This is a genomic window from Streptomyces sp. NBC_00259, assembly GCF_036181745.1.
Lineage (GTDB): Bacteria > Actinomycetota > Actinomycetes > Streptomycetales > Streptomycetaceae > Streptomyces > Streptomyces pratisoli.
The window spans coordinates 7,599,588-7,622,512 of the sequence record NZ_CP108080.1 but is presented as its reverse complement, the minus strand read 5'-3'; the positions used below and the strand labels follow the sequence as shown (position 1 = coordinate 7,622,512).

Genomic DNA, 22,925 nt, shown 5'->3' with positions numbered 1-22,925 from the left:
CCGGCCGACAGCCCAGGGCGGTCCCCACGCCGCCGTCCGGGAGCCGCACCACCGCTCCCTCCATCACCCGCACCAAGGAAGGCCCTTGACCATGACCGGCTCCTCCACGACGCAGCACCTCCTCCACCCCGCCGGCCACGCGGTCCCCTCGGCCGCCGGCGACCGAGTGCACGACGCGATCACCCGGCGCCTCGGCGAGCAGCCGCTGACTCCCGACACCGAGCTCGCCGCGCTCGGCATCGACTCCCTCCTGCTGCTCCGCATCCTCGGCGACCTCGCCGTCGACCCCACCCAGGAGATCGACCCGTACCAGCTCGCCGACGTCGTCACGGTCGCGGACCTCGTGGCCTTCGTCGCGTCCTGGAACTGACTGGAACTGAACGGAGCGGCACATGAGCAAGATCCCCGTCACCGCCTCCCAACGCGGCCTGCTGTTCATCCAGGAGGCCATGGAGCGCAAGGACCTCTACAACATCAGCTTCCGCATCACGTTCGACGGCGAGGCGGACGCGGATGCGCTGCGCGCCGCCCTGCGCCGGCTGCTGGACCTCCAGCCGACCCTGCGCACCGAGTTCGCCCTCGACGGCGGCGAGGCCCGCGCCCGGATCACCGAGACCGGTACCGTCCCGCTGGAGGTGAGCACCAGCGCGGCCACCGGCGCCGCATGGCAATACCTGCTGGACGAGGAGAGCACCGCCTTCGCCCGCCTCGCGGTCGACCTGCGGACGGCACCGCTGTGCCGCTTCAAGCTGCTCACCGCACCGGGCCGCAGCGCCCTGCTGTGCAACGTCCACCACTCCGTCAGCGACGGCGTCTCCATGGCCGCCCTGCTCGAGGAACTGTCCGAGGGCTACCGCCTCGCCACCGACGCGCCCGGTGCGGCCGGTGCGGCCGGTGCGGCCGGCTCGGACCCCGTCGAGCGCGAACGCCTGCTCGCCGCCGAACTCGCCGCCCAGGTGAGGGCGACCGACGCCGCCATCGAGGCCGGCGAGGCCAAGCGGCTCGCCGCCGGGCTGGACCGCGTACCGCCGACCACCCTCTACCCGCTGCCCACCCGGCCGCTGAACACGGACTTCGCCGGAGCGGACCTGAACCTGCTGCTCGGCGCCGAGGAGCGGGCGCTCGTCGAGCGCACCGCACGCGAGCTGGCCACCACCCCCTTCGCCGTGCTGCTCGCCTGCTACGCGGCTCTGCTGGGCGAGTACGCCGGCCAGGAACAGGTCGTCGTCGGCAGCCCGTTCTCCACCCGTCGCACCATCGCCTCGCACGACCTCGCCGGCTACTTCGTGAACACCTTGCCGCTCGTCCTGCCGGCCCGCGACGTGCCGTTCGACGAGCACGTGGCGGCCGTCACCAAGGTGGTGCGTGAGGCGAAGCGCTTCCAGGCGGTGCCCTTCGACGCCCTGGTGGCGCAGGCCGAGCCCGAGCGCAGCACCAACCGCAACCCGCTGTTCCAGTGCATGTTCGCCATGCAGGACGAGCTCCGCACCCGGTGGGAGTTCGCCGGCGGGCTGCACGGCACGGTGCAGTTCGTCTCGCAGCAGGCCGCCCGCTTCGACTTCTGGCTCGGCGCCACCCCGGTCGAGGACGGCCTGCTGATCGAGGTCGAGTACGACAAGGACGTCTTCCCCGCCGCTTACGCCGAGCGGTTCCTCGCCGAGTACCGGCAGGTGCTGTTCCGGGCGGGCACGGACCCGCGCACCCCGCTGCCGCGGTTGACCGCCGGCCTGGCCACCCGCGCGGTGCCCGGGTTCCGCCGTGCGGCCGAGGGTCGTACCGAAGGCCCGGGCGGCCTGGTCGGGCTGGTCCGGGAGGCCGCCCACCGGCACCCCGAGCGGCTCGCGGTCACCGATCCGCACGGCGGCGGCCTCACGTACGCGCAGCTGCTGGAGCGCACCGCACGCGCGGCCGCCGGCCTGCACCGGCGCGGGGTGCGGCGCGGGGACGTCGTCGCCGTCGTCCCCGAGAGCCTCGCGGACACCGTCGTGGCGATGCTGGCGGTCCTCTGGTGCGGAGCCGCGTACCTCCCCGTCGACACCACCCTGCCGGCGGACCGGCTGGCCTACATGATCAGCCACTCGCGGTGCTCGCTGGTCATCGGCTCCCGGGAGGTGGTGTCCGACGGGCCGGAGCGGACGACCGTCGCCGAGCTTCGGACGACGGGCGCCGGCGCCGAGGCACCGGAGGCCGCGGACGGGACCGACCCCGTCTACGTCATGTTCACCTCCGGCTCCACCGGCCGCCCCAAGGGCGTGCTGATGGGCCAGCCGGCCCTGGTCAATCTGCTGCACTGGCAGATCGACGCCCTGCAGATGGGTCCCCTGACCCGCTTCCTCCAGTTCGCTCCGCTCGGGTTCGACGTCTCCTACCAGGAGATCTTCCCGACCCTGGCGGCCGGCGGCACGGTCCACGGGCTCGGCCCCGTCGACCGGCGCGACCTCGCCCGGGTCGCCGCGCTGACCGAGCAGGAGCAGCTGACCCACGTCTATCTGCCGGTCGCCGTCCTCGGCGCGTTCGCCGACGCCGTCCACGACGGCGGGCACTCGCTCGCGAGCGTGCGGCACATCTGTGTCTCCGGCGAGCAGCTCCACCTGGACAGCCGCTCCCAACGGCTCCTCAACCATCACGAGCGCCTCACCCTGGTCAACCTCTACGGGCCCACCGAGACGCACGCCGTCACCGCCCACGTGCTGACCGGCGGTCCCGACCCCGACCGGCCCTCCCATGTGCCGATCGGGCACACCCTTCCCGGCGTCGACACCCACCTCCTCGACCCGGACGGCCGTCCGGTGCCTCCGGGGGCCGTGGGCGAGCTGTACTTCGGCGGCGTCTGCCCGGCAGAGGGCTACCTGCACGACCCCGAGCGCACCACGGCGGCCTTCCTGCCCGCCCCGGACGGCACCGGCCGCGTCTACCGCACCGGCGACCTGGCCATCCTCGCGGAGGACGGCGCCCTGGTGTTCCTCGGCCGCCGGGATTCCCAGGTCAAACTGCGCGGCCACCGCATCGAACTCGGCGAGCTGGAGGTCGCTGCCGAGAAGCTGCCGTCCGTCCGGGCCGCCGCCGGCGCGGTGCACGGCACCGGTGAACAGGCGGCCTTGTGCCTGTTCGTCCTGCCGGGGCCCGGCGACGACGTCGACGCGCGGGCGCTGCGCGACGCCCTCCGGGCCGCACTGCCCCCGTACATGGTCCCGCGGCACATTCTGGCTCTGGACGTCATGCCGCTGACCGACAACGGCAAGATCGACCGCAAGACGCTGCTGCACCGCTTCGCCCTCGGCGAGTTCGCCGAGGCCACCGTCAAGAAGCCGGCCGAGGGCTGGACACCGGACCCGGCACAGGCCCTGGTCCGGGACGTCTGGACCCAGCTGCTGGGCAACGAGCCCACGAGTGCCGACGAGTCGTTCTTCCTGCTCGGCGGCAACTCCTTCGACGTCCTGCGCCTCCTGAACACCGTCGCGGAGCGCACCGGAACGCGCGTCCCGGTGGTCGAGTTCTTCCGCAACCCCACCATCCGGGCCCTGGCCGCCCACCTCACCCACGACCGCGGAGCGACGACATGACCGCCCCCCGCCCGTCCACAGCCGAGGCCGCCGCCACGGCCCTCGCCACGGCTCCCGCCGGCGGCACGATCATCGACCTGATCGAGTCCCACGTCCACCGCCACCCCGACAAGACGGCCGTACTCTGCGGCCAGGACCAGGTCTCCTACGGCCTGTTGTGGGACACGGCTCACGAGGTCGCCGAACGGCTCCTGGCGCACGGCTGCTCCCGCGGGGACACCGTCGCCCTGGTGGGACCCGGCAACCCCGCGTTCACGGCCGCCGCCCTGGGCGCCTGGCTCGTCGGTGCCTCCTGGGTGCCGATCGACCCGCGGCTGCCCGAGGAGCGTCTGCGGTACGTCCTCGACGACACCGGCGCGCGCGTCGTCCTCGCCACCGCGGAAGGCACCACCGCCACCGGTCTGCGCACCGAACGGGTCACGGTTCCCGCCGTCACCGACACGGACGACGACCGGGTCGAGCGGATCCGCCCGCACCGCGCCACGGCCGACGACCGCGCCTACGTCATCTACACCTCCGGCTCCACCGGCCGGCCCAAGGGCGTCGCCGTCGGCCACCACGGGCTCGCCGTCCACCTCCTCGGCGCCCTGGAGGGCTACGGCATGACCGCCGAGGACATCCTGCTGTCCTTCGCGTCACCCAGCTTCGACGCGGCCGTCGAGGAGATGTGGGCTCCTCTGGCAGGCGGCTCGACGGTGCTCCTGCGCGGCGCGGCGCTGTGGACCGGCCGCCAGCTCTTCGAACGCGTCCGCGCCCACCGGGTCACGTACATCTCCTGCACCACGGCCTACTTCGAGGCCTTCTTCGGCGAGGAGCTGTCGCAGGACGACATCGACTGCCTCGGTTCGCTGCGCGGGATCATCTTCGGCGGGGAGGCGGCCAACCCCGCGGTGGTCCGCCACTGGGCCAACGGCCCCCTCGGGTCGATCCCCGTCTGCAACACGTACGGCCCCACCGAGACCGTCGTCACCGCCACCCTTTACTGGATCGGCCAGGGCTGGCAGGGCGATCGGGTCCCGATCGGGCACTGCCTTCCCGGCCACGTCTCCGTCGTCCTGGACGCCGCCGGCCAGGAAGCCGGCAATGGCGAATCGGGGGAGCTCTACCTGGGCGGCCCCTGCGTCGCCGAGGGCTACCTCGGCCGGCCCGACCTGACCGGCGAGCGGTTCGTCTCCCTCCCCGGCCGGGACGGCACCTACTACCGCACCGGTGACCTGGTCACCGTTCAGGGCACGGAGCTCGTGTTCCTCGGCCGCGCCGACCGGCAGGTCAAGCTCCGCGGATTCCGCATCGAACTGGAGGAGGTCGAGGCGGCCCTCCAGGCCGTCGAAGGCGTCCGCAACGCCATCGTCGGTGTCGAACAGCGTGCCGACGGCGGCGACCGGCTCGTCGCGGACGTCGTCCCGCTGGACCCTGCCGACCGCGACGACCCGGTCGTCTTCCGCTCCGCGCTGCGCGGCTCCCTCCTGCGGACCCTGCCCGACTACATGGTCCCGTCCGAGATCCGCCTGCACGCCGACCTCCCCTTGGGTGTCACCGGCAAGGTCGACCGGGCCAGGGTGCTGGCCGAGGCAGGCATCACCCGGTGACACCGCCGCCCGCCGGGGTCCCACCTCGCCTGGAGGTGGGACCCGGTGTGTGGGTGACCCTGGCCCACCCCCTCGAGGACACCCCGCTCACCGGGTTGACGACCGTCGCCGACCGCGGCGCCGCCCGGCAACTGCCCCCGCGGAGGCGGACGGACCGGCTGCGCACCCGCGGACTGCTGCGGGCCCTGCTCCGGGACCGCTTCCCCGCCGCGGCCGGCGCCGACATCGGCTACACGCCCTCCGGCCGGCCGGTCCTCCTCGGCCACCCACGGCTGTGCATCAGCGTCAGCCACGTCGCCGACGCCTGCGCCGTCGGCGTGGCCTTCGACCGCGCCGTCGGCGTCGACGTCCAGACTCCGCCGCAGGACGTCTCCGCCCAGGTGCTCGCCTGGTCCGTGCCCGCCCGCCGGGACCAGCTCGCCGCACTGCCACCGGCCGACCGGGCGCGCGAGTTCACCTGGATGTGGACCGTGAAGGAAGCGTGCGGCAAAGCCGCCGGAACCGGCCTGGCGGGCCCCGCGTTCAGCCTCGACGTGCCTCTTGGCGGGCGGGTCGGCCGCTGGGGCGACTACCGCTGGGTGAGCCTGCGACACGCGTCACCGATACCCCTGACCTGCGCCTTCAGCAGCACCGAGAGAGGAACACCTCAGTGACCGACCAGCGTTGGCTGCACCCGCTCGCGGCCGCCGGACCGCGCGGCCGCGACCCGCTCGCCCGACTGGTGTGCCTGCCCCACGCCGGCGGCTCCCCGTCCACCTTCCGTGACTGGCATCGGCACCTGGACTCCCGCATCGAAGCCCTCGCCGTCTGCTACCCCGGCCGCCACGAACGCTTCGCCGACCCCGTCGTCACCACCATGGCGGACATGGCACGGGAGGTCGCCGCCGCTCTCGCGCCCCTCGCGGACCGCCCTCTGTGGCTCTTCGGCCACAGCATGGGCGCTGCCATCGCCTACGAGACCGTCCGCCTACTGACCGACGTCCATGGAGTACGGCCGGCCGGCCTCGTCGTGAGCGGTTCCCCGCCCCCGCACCGCCTCCTCGCGGGCGACGCGATCCACGTCCGGGGCGACGACGCGATCATCGCCGACGTACTGGACATGGGCGCGGCCGACAGCGCCGTGCTCGCCGATCCGGAACTGCGGCAGCTCGTCCTGCCTGCCCTCCGCGCCGACTACACCCTCATCGAGACCTACCGCCCGGCTCCCGCGGAACCCCTCGACATACCGCTGATCGTGGCCTACGGCACCGACGACGAGGACGCCGCCGGCCCGGCCGACGAATGGGCCCGCCACTCGTCGAGCACCGCCGAGCTGCTTCCGCTCCCCGGCGGCCACTTCTACCTCCAGGACCGCGCCGAAGAACTTCTCACCCACCTCTCGCAGCGCTTCCTGGCCGCGCCCGGAAGGAGCTGAGCGCCTTGGCCACGACGAGCCGGCACCGCGCCTGGCTGCTCTCCGGCCCGCCCCGCCCCGGCGCCCCGCAGCTGTACTGCTTCCCGCACGCCGGCGGAAACCCGGTCGAGTACATGCGCTGGGCCGATCTGCTGCCGCCCGTCGAGCTCCACGTGGTCCAACTGCCCGGCCGCGGCCCCCGCCACCACGAGCCGGACGGCGACGACATCGACAGCCTGGTCGCCGCTTTGCTCGCCGAGACCGCATTCGGCGAACCGCAGCGCCCCTACGCGTTCTTCGGCCACAGCTTCGGCGCGCTGCTCGCCTACGAAACGACCCGGGCGTTGCGCGACACCGGCCGCCGCCTCCCGGACGAACTCGTCGTGTCCGCCTACCCGGCGCCTCACCTACCGCACACCCCCACGGACCCCGACCAGCTCTCCGACACCGAACTCCTCCGCGCGGTGGCCGACCGCCACGGCGGAATCCCCCCGGAGATCATCGACTCCCGCCTGCTCCGCGCCCTGGTGGCCCGCCCCCTGCGCACCGACCTCCGCCTGGTGGCCGGCTACCGCCACCGCCCGGCCCCACCCCTGCCGGTCCCGACCACCGTCCTCGCCGGCACCGGGGACCGCCTGACGGCGCGGGCCCTGACCGCCTGGCAGGACCACACCCTGGAACCTCTCAGCGTCAGGATGTTCCCCGGCGGCCACTTCTATCTCCGCGAGCACGAGGCCCGCTTCCTGACCTGCCTCCAGGACCTCCTCATGCCCCTCACCCGCAGATCGCCGGATTCGCGGCCGCGGGGGATGCGGTCCGCCCGCGCGTGAAAAGCGGGAACAAGACGAGCCCGGCGAGTGCTGTCCGGGTATGGCCGATGGACACACGATCACGATCGAACAGGGCGAGCGGCGCGTGCGCGTGGTGCACGGGGACCAGGTGCTGGCCGAGACGGACCGCCCGCTGGTGCTGCGCGAGACCGGTTCCCCGGTGCGGTACTACATCCCGCCCGAGGACGTGCGCCTGGACCTCCTCGCCCCTTCGGACACCCATACGTACTGCCCCTTCAAGGGGACGGCGTCCTACTGGTCACTGCCGGACGCCCCCGACCTCGTGTGGGCGTACCCGGAGCCGAAGGACGCTGTCGCACAGATCAAGGATCACCTCTGCTTCTACGAGGTGGAGGTCTCCGACTAGAGGCGCGTGACCCATGGCATCCGCCGGGTGACGGTCCGCACAAGCATGGCCCGGCACGGCCCGGCAGGTCGCCGACACCCACACCGTCCACGGCCCCGAGAACGACGTTCTCGGGGCCCTCGCCATCCGGATCGAACACCTCTCAGCGCCGGAACTCGCCGCCCTCGGCCGAAGCGTTTCGCCGTGACCGCCGCCCCCGCCGCGGTGCGGAATGAAGATCAGTCATCATTACGGCAGACCAGACCGAACCGCGGGCGGTCGCTCTCGCGGACTGTGGGAGGGCCTGCCGCAGGCAGACCACGGGGCATCGATGCGGGGAAACGGCGAAACAGCGTTGCTGGATGTGCTGTCCGGAGCGGCCGAGGCCGCGCCTGGACAGGGGATCGTCCTTGTACACGGGGACGGCGGCGAACGGGTCGTCACCCATCGCGCGCTGCTCTCCGATTCGCTGTGCGTCGCGGGAGGGTTCCTCGCCGCGGGTCTCGCGCCGGGGAGCCATGTGCTGCTGCCGGCCGACCGGAGTGAGGAGTTCCTGCCGCTTTTCTGGGGCGCCGTCGCCGCCGGACTCGTCCCGGTGCCGCTCGCCCCGGACGTACGGCGGGTGCTGCCCGTATGGGAGTTCCTCGGCCGACCGCCGGTGGCCTTCGGCGAGGCCACCGCTCCGCTGCTCGACGCCCTCCCCCACCCCGTACGCTCCCTGACACTCGACGGGCTGCGGGAACACCCCGCTCCACGACGGCTACCGGAGCGGGCGCCCGACGACGTGGCGTTCCTCCAGTTCTCCTCGGGCAGTACGGGGGCGCCCAAGGGGGTCGAACTGACGCATGCGGCCGTGCTGGCCAATCTGGCGCAGATCCGCGCCGCTGCCGGCATCACCTCCGAGGACGTGGTGGCCACCTGGATGCCGTACTTCCACGACATGGGGCTGATCGGCACCCACCTCGTCCCGCTGTCGGCACGGATCAAGCAAGTCCGGCTCGAACCCCTGACGTTCGCCAAGAGGCCCGCGCGGTGGCTGGAGGCGGCGGCCCGCCACCGGGCGACCCTGCTCTCGGCCGCCAACTTCGCCCTGGCCCTCGTCGAACGACGCGTACCGCACGACACGCTCGCCCGTCTCGACCTGACGCGTGTACGGATGATCCTGGTCGGCGCGGAGCCGATCTCCCCGGCCGTATGGCGGGCCTTCGTCGGGCGGATGCGGCCCACGGGGCTCGCGGCGAGCGCCCCGCAGCCCGTGTACGGCCTCGCCGAGGCCACGCTGGCCGTGACCTTCCCGCCGCCCGGCGAGGTCGCCCGACCGCTCGCCCTGGACCGGGCCGCGCTCAGCCGCGGGCGGGCCGTGGACACCGCCGCCGGCCCGGACGCGGTCGAGCTGATGGACGTGGGCAGTCCCGTGCCCGGGTGCGCCGTGCGGATCACCGACGACGCGGGCGAGGTGGTCGAGGACCGCCGGGTCGGCCACATCGAGGTCCGGGGTCCGCAGGTGGCCCGTGGTTATCACCGTGCTCCGGAGGCGACGGCGGGCGCGTTCGTCGAGGGATGGCTGCGCACCGGCGACGTGGGCTTCCTGCGCGAGGGACGGCTCTGTGTGACCGGTCGGTCCAAGGACGTCGTCTTCGTCGACGGGCGTACGTTCCACGCGGCGGATCTCGAAGAGGTGGCCGCGGGCACGCCGGGTCTCGCCCGGTGCCCGGTCGCGGTCGTGGGCTCCACCGATCCGGCGGGCGGCGGCGAGCGAGTGGTCGTCTTCCTCGCGCCCGCACCACCCCTTGCCGCAGTGCCCCCCGAGCTCCTGCGCGAGGTCGGGGGGCGGGTCCGCGAGGCTCTGGGCCACGACGACGTACGGGTGTTGGCCATGCCCGTACGGGCGTTCCCGCGTACGACCAGCGGCAAGGTCCGGCGCGGGGTGCTGCGCGAGCGCTTCGAGGGCGGGGAGTTTCCGGAGATCGCGGGGCGGGGGGCTGCGGGGGTGTCGGGGGGCGGATCCCTGTCGGGGGCACCGGCTGCCTCCCTGCCGGGACAGCGGGTCGGGTCTCCGGCAGCAGAGGACCCGGACGGCGCGGAAGCCGCCGGCCTCGACCGCGACAGCAGGGCGCTGACCCTCGGTGCGGTCGGCGACAGCGACGCGCGGCGGGACGACACGTCACCGGCGCCCGCGCCCCGGTCCCGACGGGACGTCGAGGCGGTCGTGCTCCGTGTCTGGGCCCGGGCACTCGGGCTGCCGGTGCGGGAGATCGCGCTGAACGACGACTTCCGCGCACTCGGGGGCTCGTCGGTCAAGGCCATGGAGGTACTGGCCGCCCTGGAGGACGAGTTCGGCGCACCGCTGCGTCCGTCCGACATACGCGACCATGCCACGGTCTCTGCGCTCGCCGGGCTGATCCTCGACTCCAACAGCTCCGGTACCTCCGGTACCTCCGGCGGCTCCGGCGGCTCCGACGGCCTGCGTTCGGACGGGCGGCCGTCGCACAGCCCAGGGGCGGACGGCTCCCCGTCGCACGGCCCGCGGAGGGACGAAGCCCGCTCCCGCGCTCCGCGGCCGGAACCCGTCCGTGGCGCCGAGCCCGTGATCGCCGTCTCCGGCCTCGCCTGCCGCTTCCCCGGTGCCGACACTCCGGAGGCTTTCTGGGACAGGCTCGTCGAAGGCTACGACGCCGTCACCGGCGTACCGGACGGACGGTGGGCAGACCCGTCAGACAGCAATGCCCGGTGGGGCGCGTTCCTCGACGAGCCGGCCGGTTTCGACGCGGGGTTCTTCGGCATCGGCGAGGAGGAGGCCCTGTCGACCGATCCCCAGGCGCGGATCCTCCTGGAGCTCGCGCACGAGGCTCTGGAGCGTGCCGGTTACGCGGGCCCCCGTCGGTGCGAGCGCCGGGTGGGTGTGTTCGTCGCGGCCGGTGACAGCGGCTACCGCAAGGTGCTCGAACAGGCCTACGGCGAGGCGGAGTTGCCTGCCGCCGCGCTGACCGGGAACCTCCCCAACATGCTCGCCGCCCGCGTCGCGCACTGCCTGGACCTGACCGGTCCCGCGCTCGCGGTCGACACCGCGTGCTCCTCGGCGCTGGTCGCGCTGCACCTGGCGCGCCGCAGCCTCCAGGCCGGTGAGTGCGACGTCGCGGTCGTCGGCGGCGTACACCTCAATCTGACGCCGACCGGGTACGCGCTCCTCGAGAAGGCGCAGGCACTGTCCCCGACCGGCCGCTGTCACGCGTTCGGCGCGGCGGCCGACGGTTTCGTCCCCGGGGAGGGCGGGGCGGCACTCGTCCTGACCCGTCTCGACGAAGCGGAACGGGCCGGTGATCCGGTCCTCGCGGTCCTCCGCGGCACCGCCGTGAACAACGACGGCCGCTCGCTGAGCCTGATGGCACCCAATCCCCTGACGCAGCGTGAGGTCATCACGCAGGCGTACCGCGACGCGGGCATCGACCCCGAGAACGTGTCGTACGTGGAGGCGCACGGCACGGGGACGCCGATCGGCGACCCCGTCGAGGTGCGCTCGCTCGCGCACGCCTTTCCGCCGCGTGCCGACGGGCGGCTCCGGCTGCTCGGCTCGGTCAAGACCAACGTCGGGCATCTGCTCAACGCCGCCGGTATGCCGAGCCTGGTGAAGGTGGTCCTCGCACTCGGCCATCGGCGCCTGGCGCCGTCCCCGCTCCGGGCGGAGCCCTCGCCCGCGCCGGCCCTGGCCGGTTCCGGGTTCGCCCTCGTGGAGGAGGTACGGGACTGGGAGGCGCCCGGCCCGCTGATCGCGGGAGTCAACGCGTTCGGCTTCGGCGGCACCAACGCCCATGCCGTACTGGAGGAGGCACCCGCCCGGCCCGAGAAGGACCAGGTGCCGTCCAGTGGTCCGCGGCTGCTCACCCTGTCGGCGCACGGAGCGGACGGACTGCGCGCCGCCGCTGCCGGTCTCGCGGAGCACGTGCGTGAGCACCCCGGTCTCACCGAGGGCGATGTCTGCGCCGCGGTCGCCTCGGCCCGTGATGAGGGACCCGACCGTCTCGCCGTCGTCGCCGACGGCGATCTCGCAGCCCGCCTCGACGCCGTACGCGACGGGGAGATGCCGGTCGGCGCCGCCGTGCGTTCCCGCGCGCGTCTCGTCCTCCTCCTTCCCGGGCAGGGCATACGCCCTCACGGTCAGGCCCGCGCCCTGTACGCGGACGCGCCCGCCTTCCGGGAAGCGCTCGACGAGGCGTCCGACCACGCCGGTCCGATCGGCGGTCGCAGTCTCGCCGCCTGGTGCCTCGACCCCGACGTGGCACCCGACGCCCTCGACGGAACCGACATCGCCCAGCCGCTCCTCGTCGCCTACGGGGTCGCGCTCGCCCGCCAGGTGCGGGCGTGGGGGATCACGCCGGACGCGGTCGCCGGGCACAGCGTCGGCGAGATCGCCGCCGCGTGCGTCGCCGGAACGCTCTCGCTCGCCGACGCCGTACGGTTCGCCGCCGAACGCGGGCGGCTGATGGCGCAGTTGTGCGCCCCCGGCGCCATGGCGGCAGTGCGCTGCGACGAGGAGACGGCCACCGCCCTGGTGGCCGACGCGCGGGGCGCGCTGAGTGTGGCCGCGGTCAACGGTCCCGACCAGGTCGTCCTGGCCGGCACGGAGGCCGCTGTCGAGCGCGCGATCGCCGAGCTGTCCGCCCGTGGCGTCGCGGCACGCCGGCTCCGGGTGTCGCGGGCCTTCCACTCGCCCCTGATGGATCCGGCACTCGGCCCGCTCGCCGAGGCCGCCGGAGCCCTCGCGCTCCGGCCGTCGGTGACACCGCTGATCAGTACGGTCACCGCCGCGTGGCAACCGGTCCCGGACCCGGTGTATCTGCGGAACCACGCCCGGCAGCCGGTCCGCTTCGGCGCGGCCGTGGACCGACTGCTCGGCGATGGCTACGACACGTTCGTCGAGCTCGGCTCCGGCTCACTGGGCGGTCCCGTGAAGGCCGTCGCGGCGGCGCACCCGCGCGGAGCCGGGGCGCTCGTGCTCGCGGCCGGGAACCGGGACGGTGCCCGGGGGCTGCTGGAGAGCGTGGGCCGGCTCTGGCAGCGGGGCGTGCCGCTGGACCGTACGGCCATGGACGCCGGCCGGGCCCGGATCTCCGTACCGACGTATCCCTTCCAGCGGCGTCGCTACTGGCCGGCCACCGCTCCCGAGCCGCGGCCGCTGCTGCACCGGTTCGTGTGGGACGACGCCCCGCTGACCGTCGGCCCCGGGCCGCGCACCGTCCTCCTGGCCGGCCCGGACTCGCCGCTCGCCCGCGCGTTCGCGGACCGGCTCACGGGGCGGGGTGTCACGGTTCGCCGGGCCGGGGACCCGCTGCCCGACGGTGCGCCCGCCCCTACGGCAGCCGTGCTCCTCGCAGGTCCGGCCGTGGAGCCGGACTCCGCCACCGCGCTCGACGCGGCGCACCGCGCCATGGTGACCGAACTCCAGGACCTGCTGCCGCACCTCGCGCACCACACCCCGCGCGTGCTCGTCGTCACCGAGGACGTCCATGTCACCGGTGCCGGGCCGGAACACCCGCGCCCCGCGCAGGGGATCCTGACCGGGCTGACCCTGGCGCTGCCCGAGGAGTTGCCCGGTGTCGCGGCCCACAGCGTCGACCTGTCCTCCCTGGACCAGGTCGAGGGGCGGCTGGACGCACTCGACCTCGAACTCGCCGCCCGTCCGGCGCCACCGGGCGGCGGTGAGGGCCGGCCCTCGCCCGCCGTCGCCTGGCGGGCCGGGCGACGCCTTGTCCGGACCGCCGAGCCGGTCACCACGGAACCCGCGTCACGGCAGGCAGCACTGCCGGCCGACGGCGTGTACCTGATCACCGGGGGCGCCGGAGGGATCGGTGGCGCGCTGGCCCGTGATCTCGCGGGACGGGGCCGGCCGACCCTGGTGCTGACCGGTCGTTCGAGCGTGCCGCCCGCCGGGCTGCTCGCCGAACTCCGGGCGCTCGGCGCCACCGTGGAGTACCACGCCGCCGATGTCTCCCGCGAGGCCGACGTCGAGGCGCTGCTGGCCGCTCTGCCGCGTCTCGACGTGCTGGTCCACGCGGCAGGGGTGGTCCGCCCCGGCACGCTGCGGGCCAAGACGCCCGAGGAGGTGGCCGAGGTCCTGGCCGCGAAGACGCGCGGCACGGCACTGCTCGCGCGCGGACTCCGCGAGCACGACCTGCGCCCCGCCCTGTGCGTGGCGTTCTCCTCGGTCGCCTCGGTGCTGCCGGGCCTGGCGGGCGCGATCGGCGACTACGCCGCCGCCAACGCCTACCTCGACTCCTTCGCCGCCGCCGAGCGCAGCGTCGGCCGGCCGTGGCAGGCGGTCAACTTCGCGGCGTTCGCCGATACGGGGCTCCTTGCCGGTACGGGGCTCCTTGCCGGTACGGGGCTCCTTGCCGGTACGGGGCTCCTTGCCGGTACGGGACTCCGCGCTGATACAGGACTCATTGGCGGTACGGGACTCCGCGCCGGTACGGGACCCCTTGCGACGGGCACGTCCGCCCTGGATGCCGGTGCCGCACGAGGGCCCGCGCCGCTGGCAACCGGCGAGGCTCTGGAAGCCCTGCGCGCCGCCTGCGGCACCGACAGTGCCCAGCTGATGGTCGCCGACCTGGGCCACCCGGGTACCCGCCCGCAACGCACCCCTGCCGACGCCGTCGTATCCCCGTACCGAAACGCCCAGCCCGCGCCCACGACGCCCCGCCCGCCCTTGGCCGCCGGGGCGGACGGCACCCGGCGCGCGCGGACCGAAGAGACGGGCGGGGTACGCCCCGCGAACGCGACCGGCCTGTCGGACGTCCTGCGACAGCTGTTGTCCGAAGCACTCCACGTGTCCCCGGACGACCTCGGTGACGACGTACCACTCCTCGGCCTGGGACTGGACTCGCTCATGGCCGTCGATCTCGTCAAGCGGCTGGAGAAGGAGCTCGACCGCTCCCTGCCCATCACGTTGTTCTTCGAGCACCGCACCCTGGGCGAACTCGCCCGCCAACTCGACTCCGAGGACGCCTCCCCCGCCCAGGATTCCGTGGATTCCGTGGCGCCATCGGCGAGCGAAGCGGCCGACGACGGCGTCCCCTTCTCCCTGACGCCGGTCCAGCTCGCCTTCCACACCCAGGGCGGGCTGTACCCCGATGTCGCCGCCTACGGCTACGTGACCCAGGACGTCCGCGGCCCACTCGACCCCGATCTGCTCGGCGTGGCGCTCGGCCTGCTCGCCGACCGTCACCCGATGCTCCGCGTCCGGATCCTCCCTGGGCAGGCGGCGCCCGCGCAGGCCATCCTGGCGTCCGGCCACGACAGGCGAACACCCGACTGGTACGAGGTCCGTGACCTGCCCGGCTCCCACCCTGTCGAAGAGGAGCTGGCGCGGCTCGAAGAGGCCCTGTGCAACCGGCCGTTCGACCTCACGGCCGAGGCTCCGATCCGCGCGGTACTCGCCCGCACCCGGGCCGCCCGCTCGGCCCGACTTGTGCTCGTGGTGCACCACGCCGCCGCGGACGGCTTCAGCCTGAACGTCCTCGGCGAGGAACTCTGGGCGCTCTACACGGCCCTGTCGCAGGGGCGCTCACCGGAACTCCCCCCGCTCACCACGCACTTCGCCGCCTACGCCGCGCACGAACAGACGGAACGGTCGGAGGCCGCCCTCGCCGAGGACCGGGCGTACTGGCGTGAGGTGCTCGCCCGCAGGGGCGAACCGCTCGCGCTGCCGTACGACGGCGATCCGCTCGGACTCCCCGAACCCCCACTCCTCGCCCACCAGGTGGCCCCAGGCCCCGGCCTGTCGGCCGCGCTGCGCGAGGTGGCCGCCGCACACGACGTGTCCCTGTTCCACCTGCTGCTCGCGGCCTACGCGCGCTGTCTGTCCCGGTGGGGCGGCGACCGGGAGGACATGTCCGTCAACGTCGCGCGGGCCCGCCGCGAGACCAGGCTGCCCGGCATCGACCGGCTCGTCGGGCCGCTGGCCGACACCCTTCCGGTCCCCGTCCGCATCGGCGCGGACGACTCGGTGCACGCGCTCGCGGTACGGCTGCGCGACGCGTGGCCCGAGGCCGAGCGGCACGGCCGGCTCACCAGTCTGGATCTCGCCCGGCTCCTGCCGGCGGACGGGGCGGGACCGCGTACGGCAGGACCCGCGTCGTTCAGCTTCGCGCGCTTCCCGGTCTCCCTCGACCCCGACTGCCCCGTCGAGGTCCGCCCGACCTCAGCCGGAACGGCCTCCGCCGCCACCCGGCTCAGCCTGCTGTGCTGGGAGTCCGACGGGGCGCTGTCCTTCTCGTGGAACTTCCCGGCCCGGCTGTTCGACCGGACCACGATCGCGCGGCTGGCCCGCGAACACGTCGCCGAACTCACCGAGGTCGCGCAGGCGATCGCGCCACCTGTTCCGGCCTCCCCGAGTGCCGCCCCCGCACCCGCCCTCGCCCTCGCGGATGAGCCGTCGGGCGTCCGCCCGGACATCGTCGCCCGCCTCTGCGCGCAGTTCCGGGCCACGCCGGACGCGGTGGCCGTCGACACGGGCGACGGGGGCGTCCTGACCTACGCCGAACTGGACCGGGCGTCCGGTGCGCTCGCCTCCCGGCTGCGCGCCCGCGGCGTCACCCCGGGTGACCTGGTGGGGCTTCTGACCGAACCCGGCGGCGACACCGTGGCGGGTGTGGTCGGCATCCTGCGGGCCGGTGCGGGCTGGGTGCCGCTGGACGTGGCCCATCCCCCGGCGCGCCTGACCGACCAGCTGGAGCGGTCCCGTACCCGCGCTCTCGTCTGTCATGCGGCCACCGGCACGGCGGCGACGGAACTCGCCGCGGCCACGGGCATCACGCTCGTCCCGGTCGAGGACCCGGTCGACGAGCCGGTCGACCGCCCGCCGTCCGCACGGTCCGCACCGTCCGTACCTTTCGCAGCATGGTCCGACAGTGCGGAGCCTCCGGCGGCTTCCAGCCCCGAATCCCTCGCGTACGTGATCTTCACCTCCGGCTCCACCGGGCGCCCCAAGGCGGTACCGATCACCCGTCGTTCGATGACCAACTACCTCGACTGGGCGCTGGCCGTGTTCGAGTACGGCGAAGGTGACCGGCTCGCCCAGACGGCATCGCCGTGCTTCGACGCGTCGGTACGCCAGCTCCTCGCGCCTCTGCTGGTCGGGGCCACGGTGGTCACCCTGCCCCGGCAGCTGCTCCGGGATCCCGAGGCACTGCTCGACCGGGTCGAGCAGGCCCGGATATCGGTGTGGAGTTCGGTCCCGAGCCTGTGGTCCCGGCTTCTCGAGGCCGCCGAGACCCGGGTACGGGACGGCAGGCCGGCGCCTGACCTGTCGGCCCTGCGCTGGATCCACGTCGGCGGCGAGGCGCTCCCGCCCGCCCATGTGCGCCGCTGGTACGACCTGTTCGGGCCCGGGCACCGGATCGCCAATCTGTACGGGCCCACCGAGGCCACCATCAACGCCACGTTCCACATCATCGACGGGCGCCCCGCCGACGACGTACGGACGCTGCCCATCGGCACGCCCCTCACCGGCACGGAGGTCGACGTGGTGGCGGCCGACGGGCGGCGCTGCGCACCGGGTGAGCCCGGCGAGCTGCTCATCGCCGGCGTGGGGCTCACACCCGGCTATCTGCACGAACCGGAGCTGACGTCCGCCGCGTTCACCGAGCGCGAAGGGCGCCGCTGGTATCGCAGCGGCGACCGGGTCCGGCGCGACGGGGACGGTGTGCTGGAGTTCCTCGGGCGGCTCGACGACCAGGTGAAGGTCCACGGGCACCGGGTGGAACCGGGCGAGATCGAGTCGGTACTGCTGACGCATCCGGCGGTCGCCCGTGCGGCCGTGGTGCACCGTGACGAGCGGCTGAGTGCCTTCGTCCAGTGCCGGCCGGGCGTCGCGACGCAGGATTCCACGGCGCTGCGCGCCCATCTGGCGCGGACGCTGCCGGAGTACATGCTTCCGGCCCGGATTCACCTCGTCGACGACCTCCCCCTGACCGGGACCGGGAAGATCGACCGCGCCCGGCTCACGGCGCCCGCGCCTGCGTCCCTGCCCTCGTCCGCGCCTGCGTCCCTGCCCGCGTCCGCGTCCGCGTCCGCGTCAGTGCCCGCCACCGGCCCTGAGAGGCCCGCGGGCGCCACGGCGCCGGGGACGCTCCCGGTGACGCCGACCGAAGTCCTGCTGGCCCGTGTCTGGTCCGAGCTCCTCGACAGGGAGGAGATCCGGCGCGAGGACGACTTCTTCGCGTTGGGTGGCGACTCGCTGCTCGTCCTTCAGGTGTTCGCGCGGCTGCGGGAGGAGATCCAGGTCCTGCCCCGGCCCACGGTCGTGTACGACCACCGCACACTGGCCGCCCTCGCCGCCGCCATCGACAGCGCCGCCGCCGACCGACCCGCCGAAGGACTCGACGACCGACCCGCCGAAGGACTCGACGACCGACTCGACGACGGATCGGTCGGCACCGAGGACCGGCTTGCCCGGGACGACGTGCAGACGCACAGCCCTTCGCCGTTCCCCCTCGCCCCTTCCCAGCGCGGATTCCTCCTCGCCGAGGCCATGGCGCCCGGCTCCCCCACGGCATGGCTCGCCTGTCTGCGGGTCGACGGACCCCTGCGACCCGAGGCGTTCCAGCGGGCCGTCGACGCCTGCGTCGTACGCCACCCGATGCTGCGGACCGTGTTCCCCGCCGGCACACGCCCGCCGGTCCAGCAGGAACTTCCGCCCGCCCTGCGGCTCCCGGTCGACTTCGAGACCCTCGCCGAGCCCGGCCTCCTCGCGTCACGGATCGCCGAGGAACGGGCGCGCCGCTTCGAGTCCTGGGCGTGGCCACTGCTGCGTCTGCGGCTGCTCACCCTCGGGCCCGACGAGCACGCGCTCGTCGTCCACGCCCACCACCTGATCGGCGACGGCTACAGCGTGGCGCTGCTCGGTCGGGAGCTGCTCGCCGTCTACGACCGTGTCGTACGGGGCGAGCCCGCCGAACTCCCGCCGCTGCGCGGCACCTTCCGGGACCACGTGACCCTTCAGGAACGCATGGCGTCCGGCAGCACCGCCAGGGCCCGCCTCGGCGCGCCCTATCGTCGCCCGGCCCTCGGGCGTCACGCCGGAAGCGCGACGCCCGACACGGACCGTACGGCACATCCGTACCACTCCACCGGGTTCACCCTGGACGCGGACCGGGTCGCGGCGCTGCGCCGGATCGCCGCCTCAGCGGGTACGACGCTCTTCGCGCCGGTCCTCACCGCGTACTACCGCACGCTGGCCGCCGAGACAGGGCAGGAGGATCTGATCCTCGGCCTCGCCGTCTCCGGCCGCGACGACGCACAGCCCGACGCCCACCTGGTGTTCGGCCCGTACGCCGCTGCCGTAGCGGTGCGGCCGGGCCCGCCGCCCGGTGAGGGGAAGGCGGAGCGCACGTTCGCCGAGGACCTGCGTGCGGTGGTGGACGAGGTCGAGGCGGCCCGTACGCAAGGAGTCCACGCGCTCCCGAGGGACGGCGGGCTGCCGCCGGCCGCCCAGTTCTTCTTCACGTTCCTGGACTTCTCGGCCCTCGGTCCGCTGGACGGCGACACGCTGAGCGTGAGGTGGGACGACGGCGACGCCGTCCTCGCGCCGCCTCCCGTGGGCACGGACACGTTCCTGGCGGTGCGGCCGGTCGGCGAAGGAGAACTGAGGGTGACGCTGCGCGCGTCCGCCGCCGCCTTCCCCGACGAGTCGGCCTTCGCCTCGTTCACCGGCACCTTGAGGAGCGCCATGGCCGACGGCGCGGACGGAGCGGGCGGCGGGGACGGAGCAGTCGGAGCGGAAGCCGCGAACCCCGCACCACGCACACGCGTCACAACGGTCGGGCAGGAGTCGGAGCCGGTTACGCATGACCCGTCACCCGCCGTCGGCGTCCTGGACTCGGCGCTCGTCGGCTACCTCCCTCCACCCGGTCAGCTCGCCGCGCTCGCCTCGCTCGGCTCGCCCGGTGGACCGGCGGCCGAGGCGGCGTCGCGTGAACAGCTACGCCACCTGCTCTTCCCCGACGGGCGCCCGCGACTCGTGGAGGAGATCGGCACGCCTCTGGGCCGGTCCGGATTCGTCTGCCTTCCGCTGTTCGCCGACGAGCTCGCGTCGACGTCCGACCTCGCCGACCGCACGGCCCGAGCCGTCGAGTACGCGTCGTCGCTGGGTGCGCGCTGCGTCTCGCTCGCGGGCATGATCCCGTCCCTCACCGCGTACGGCTTCGCGGTCCTGCGCGAGACCGACACCCCGACGGCGCTGACGACCGGGCACGCGGCGACAGCGGTGTCCGTGGTCAAGACCGTCCACGCCGCGCTCGCCCGGACGGACCGTGAACTCGGCGACCTCGTCGTCGCCGTGGCCGGCCTGGGCTCCATCGGCAGCTCGTCCCTCGAACTGCTCCTGGCGCTCGCGTCCGAGCCGCCCGCCCGGCTGCTCCTGTGCGACGTCGCGGGCAGCGCGCCACGGCTGCGGAACCTGGCGGTGGACCTGGTCGCTCGCGGTCTGGCGCGGAACGTGGAGGTCCACGAGTCGGGTCCGACGCTGCCGGCCGCCGTGTACGAGGCCGGCCTCCTGGTCACTGCCGTGAGCGGGGACGGCGCGGTGCTCGACGTGTCGAGACTCCGTTCCGGTGCGATCGTCGTCGACGACTCGTTCCCGCACTGCTTCGACACCACGAGGGCCCTGGCCAGGATGCGGGAGCGGCGCGACGTCCTGATCGTCGGCGGCGGCCTGCTGTCCGTCGGGTCCGTGGAGCGCCGTACGGCTCCGGGGCTGCCGCCGGCCGCGGCGGCGGGGTACGCGGCGCGGTCGTGGCTTCCCGGCACGATCGCCTCGTGCCGACTGGAGTCCCTGCTCCACGCTGCGCACCCGGAACTCCCCCTGGTCCAGGGCCTGGTGGACGCCCGCCTAGCGCTGGCGCATTGGCGGGGCGTGGAAGCGGTCGGCATCGAAGCGGGTCCGCTTCACCTGCTCGGGCACGCCGTCGCCGCCGAGGACGGCGACCTCGACGGCTTCCCGTCCCGGCCTGCCGGCTCTCGCTAGGGGTCGGCGGCCGGCCCAGGGCGGCGGACCCCAGGAGTTCGAGGTGTCACCCCGCAGGAGCGGTCAGGGGCTCACCGCCTGCGCCGTCCAAGGGGTGAGCGCGGGCCATCGGGCGCGAGGGCCTGTGGGGCCGTCGCCCGCGGAAATGGGTGCCGGCCCCGATACGGAGCCCCTGCGCGGCATGTGACCGTAGACGCATCGCCCCACCCCGGACCACGCGAGGAGGAGCCATGGCCCGGGCCCGAGACGAACGCCTTCAGGCTCTGCAGGAGCAGACCGAGCGGACCGACCCGCGCTTCGCCCGCGGGCTGGGTACGGGGCGGCCGTGCCGTCCGAAGGAGTACCGGCGCAGGTACGTCTGGGCGCTGCTTGCCGTGGCGCTGGCGATGCTGGTGGCCGGCCTGGCGCTGCCGCAGGGGCTCCTGCTCGCGGCGGGGCTGGTCCTCGCGGGTGCAGCGGCGCACCTGTGGTCGTCGCCGCGCCCGCGTGGGGCGCACCCACGCAGTCGGCACCGGTACCGGCACCGCCCGTACCGGCCATGACATCGGCCGGCGCCCTGCGCGGCAGCCGGCTGTCCGTCACCGTCACCCGTCACCCGTCACCCGTCACCCGTCACCCGTCACCCGTCACCCGTCACCCGTCACCGAGGGAGAAACGTATCCGCCCCGCACAGCTCGACCAGTCCGCCTCTCCGCACTGCCGAAGGCGGTGACCCGTGGGACACGCCGACACCCTGCTCGCCATGGGCGGCGCCTTCCTGGCCGCCGCCTTCCTCGCCCGGATCGGTAGCCGGATCGGGTTGCCCACGATCCCGCTGTTCATGCTCGCCGGCATCCTGCTCGGCCCCCACACGCCAGGGCTGGTACTGGTCGACGACGCCCATGACTTCGAGATGCTGTCCGCGCTCGGCCTCGTGCTCCTGCTGTTCTATCTGGGCCTGGAGTTCCACCTCGACGATCTGAGAAGCGGCGGCAGACGCCTGCTGACCGCGGGTGGCATCTATCTCGTGCTGAACGTCGGTGCGGGCCTGGGCTTCGGCTTCGCGCTGGGCTGGGGTGCCCGGGAGGCGCTGGTGCTGGCCGGAGTCCTCGGCATCTCGTCCTCCGCCATCGTCACCAAGATCCTGATCGACCTCGGCCGCATCACCCATCCGGAGACGCGTCTGATCCTCGGCGTCATCGTGGTGGAGGACATCTTCCTGGCGCTCTACCTCGCCGGACTCCAACCCGTCATCAGCGGCGCCGAAGGAGTCACGGAGACCGTTCTCCAGGCTGCGAAAGCATTCGGGTTCCTGCTGGTGCTGGCCTCCACCGCGCGCTACGGCACCCGGCTGATCAGCCGCCTCATCAAGGTCCGCGACAACGAACTGCTCGTCATCAGCTTCCTCGGCATCGCCGTCCTCGTCGCCGGTGTCTCCGAACTCCTCGGGGTAGCCGATGCCATCGGCGCCTTCATGGCCGGGCTGATCCTGGCCGGGACCCCCTCGGGGCCGCGGATCCGCCGGCTGGTCCATCCGTTGCGTGACGCCTTCGGGGCGATCTTCTTCTTCGCGTTCGGGCTCGCCATCGACCCCGCCGACATCGCGTCCGTCGCCGGACCGGTCGCCGCCGCGACGGCTCTGACCATCGTGATGAACGTGGCCGCGGGACTGCTGGTCGCGCGCTTGTACCGGTACGGCATCGAGCCCGCCGCCGACATCGCCACGACACTGCTGGCGCGCGGGGAGTTCGCGCTGATCCTGGCCGCCATGGCCGCCGGCGCGGGGCTCGACGGCCGTCTCGCGCCGTTCATCGCCGGGTACGTCCTCGTCCTCGCCGTGCTGGGGCCGATCGTGGCCGGGCGCGCCCATCTGCTGGCCCGTGCTCTGAGGGCCGCGGGCGGTCTCATGGCCGACGGCCGCGGCGCCGCCGCTTCGTCCGCGGATGCCGGCATCGATGCCGGCGCGGGTACCGAGGTCGACGACGAAGACGCCGAGGACGACAGCGCCCTGTCCGCTCCGTCCACGCCGCCGTCTGCCTGACCCTCTTCGTCGACCTGCTCGGCTTCACCAGCACGCCGCCCGAACTGCCGCTGCCCGCCGCCTCCGTGGGGGCCGGCGGTGCGGCGGTCGGTGTCCTGCCGGCCAGGTGCCCGCTCGCTCAGTTCCCGGCCACGCCGTGGCCGGGACACCTATCCGGTGCAAG

10 protein-coding genes are annotated in these 22,925 nt (G+C 73.9%); all 10 read left to right on the top strand.

Annotation, left to right across the window (positions count from 1 at the left end; translation table 11 throughout):
• Window positions 1-91 precede the first annotated feature (91 nt).
• The 10 genes from OG766_RS34125 to OG766_RS34080 all read left to right on the top strand — a co-directional run bounded on the left by OG766_RS34125 (window position 92) and on the right by OG766_RS34080 (window position 22,762).
• A complete protein-coding gene (locus tag OG766_RS34125; protein WP_328727115.1) occupies window positions 92-370 on the top strand; it encodes a phosphopantetheine-binding protein in 279 nt (92 codons plus the stop codon).
• A 22-nt stretch (window positions 371-392) separates the two neighbouring features.
• Window positions 393-3,563, top strand: coding sequence for a non-ribosomal peptide synthetase (locus OG766_RS34120; protein WP_328727114.1), 3,171 nt, complete (start codon window positions 393-395; stop codon window positions 3,561-3,563).
• A complete protein-coding gene (locus tag OG766_RS34115) occupies window positions 3,560-5,152 on the top strand; it encodes an amino acid adenylation domain-containing protein (RefSeq protein WP_266384717.1) in 1,593 nt (530 codons plus the stop codon). Before OG766_RS34120 ends, OG766_RS34115 begins: the two co-directional genes overlap by 4 nt.
• Before the next feature lie 47 nt (window positions 5,153-5,199).
• Window positions 5,200-5,805: a 4'-phosphopantetheinyl transferase family protein gene (locus OG766_RS34110; protein WP_266384720.1), complete on the top strand. Its 606-nt coding sequence runs from the start codon at window positions 5,200-5,202 to the stop codon at window positions 5,803-5,805.
• Complete coding sequence (locus OG766_RS34105) at window positions 5,802-6,566, top strand: thioesterase II family protein (protein WP_328727113.1); 765 nt, start codon at window positions 5,802-5,804, stop codon at window positions 6,564-6,566. Before OG766_RS34110 ends, OG766_RS34105 begins: the two co-directional genes overlap by 4 nt.
• Before the next feature lie 5 nt (window positions 6,567-6,571).
• Window positions 6,572-7,375, top strand: a complete 804-nt coding sequence (locus tag OG766_RS34100) for a thioesterase II family protein (protein WP_328727112.1) — start codon at window positions 6,572-6,574, stop codon at window positions 7,373-7,375.
• Window positions 7,376-7,415: 40 nt separating this feature from the next.
• Window positions 7,416-7,742: a DUF427 domain-containing protein gene (locus OG766_RS34095; protein ID WP_266384727.1), complete on the top strand. Its 327-nt coding sequence runs from the start codon at window positions 7,416-7,418 to the stop codon at window positions 7,740-7,742.
• A 310-nt stretch (window positions 7,743-8,052) separates the two neighbouring features.
• On the top strand, window positions 8,053-20,742 hold the full coding sequence (locus tag OG766_RS34090) for a non-ribosomal peptide synthetase/type I polyketide synthase (protein WP_328727111.1): 12,690 nt from the start codon (window positions 8,053-8,055) through the stop codon (window positions 20,740-20,742).
• Between the two features lie 230 nt (window positions 20,743-20,972).
• Window positions 20,973-21,284: a DUF3040 domain-containing protein gene (locus tag OG766_RS34085; protein WP_266384733.1), complete on the top strand. Its 312-nt coding sequence runs from the start codon at window positions 20,973-20,975 to the stop codon at window positions 21,282-21,284.
• A gap of 173 nt (window positions 21,285-21,457) precedes the next feature.
• Window positions 21,458-22,762 (top strand): cation:proton antiporter, encoded by a 1,305-nt coding sequence (locus OG766_RS34080; RefSeq protein ID WP_328727110.1) that lies wholly within the window; start codon window positions 21,458-21,460, stop codon window positions 22,760-22,762.
• Window positions 22,763-22,925 lie beyond the last annotated feature (163 nt).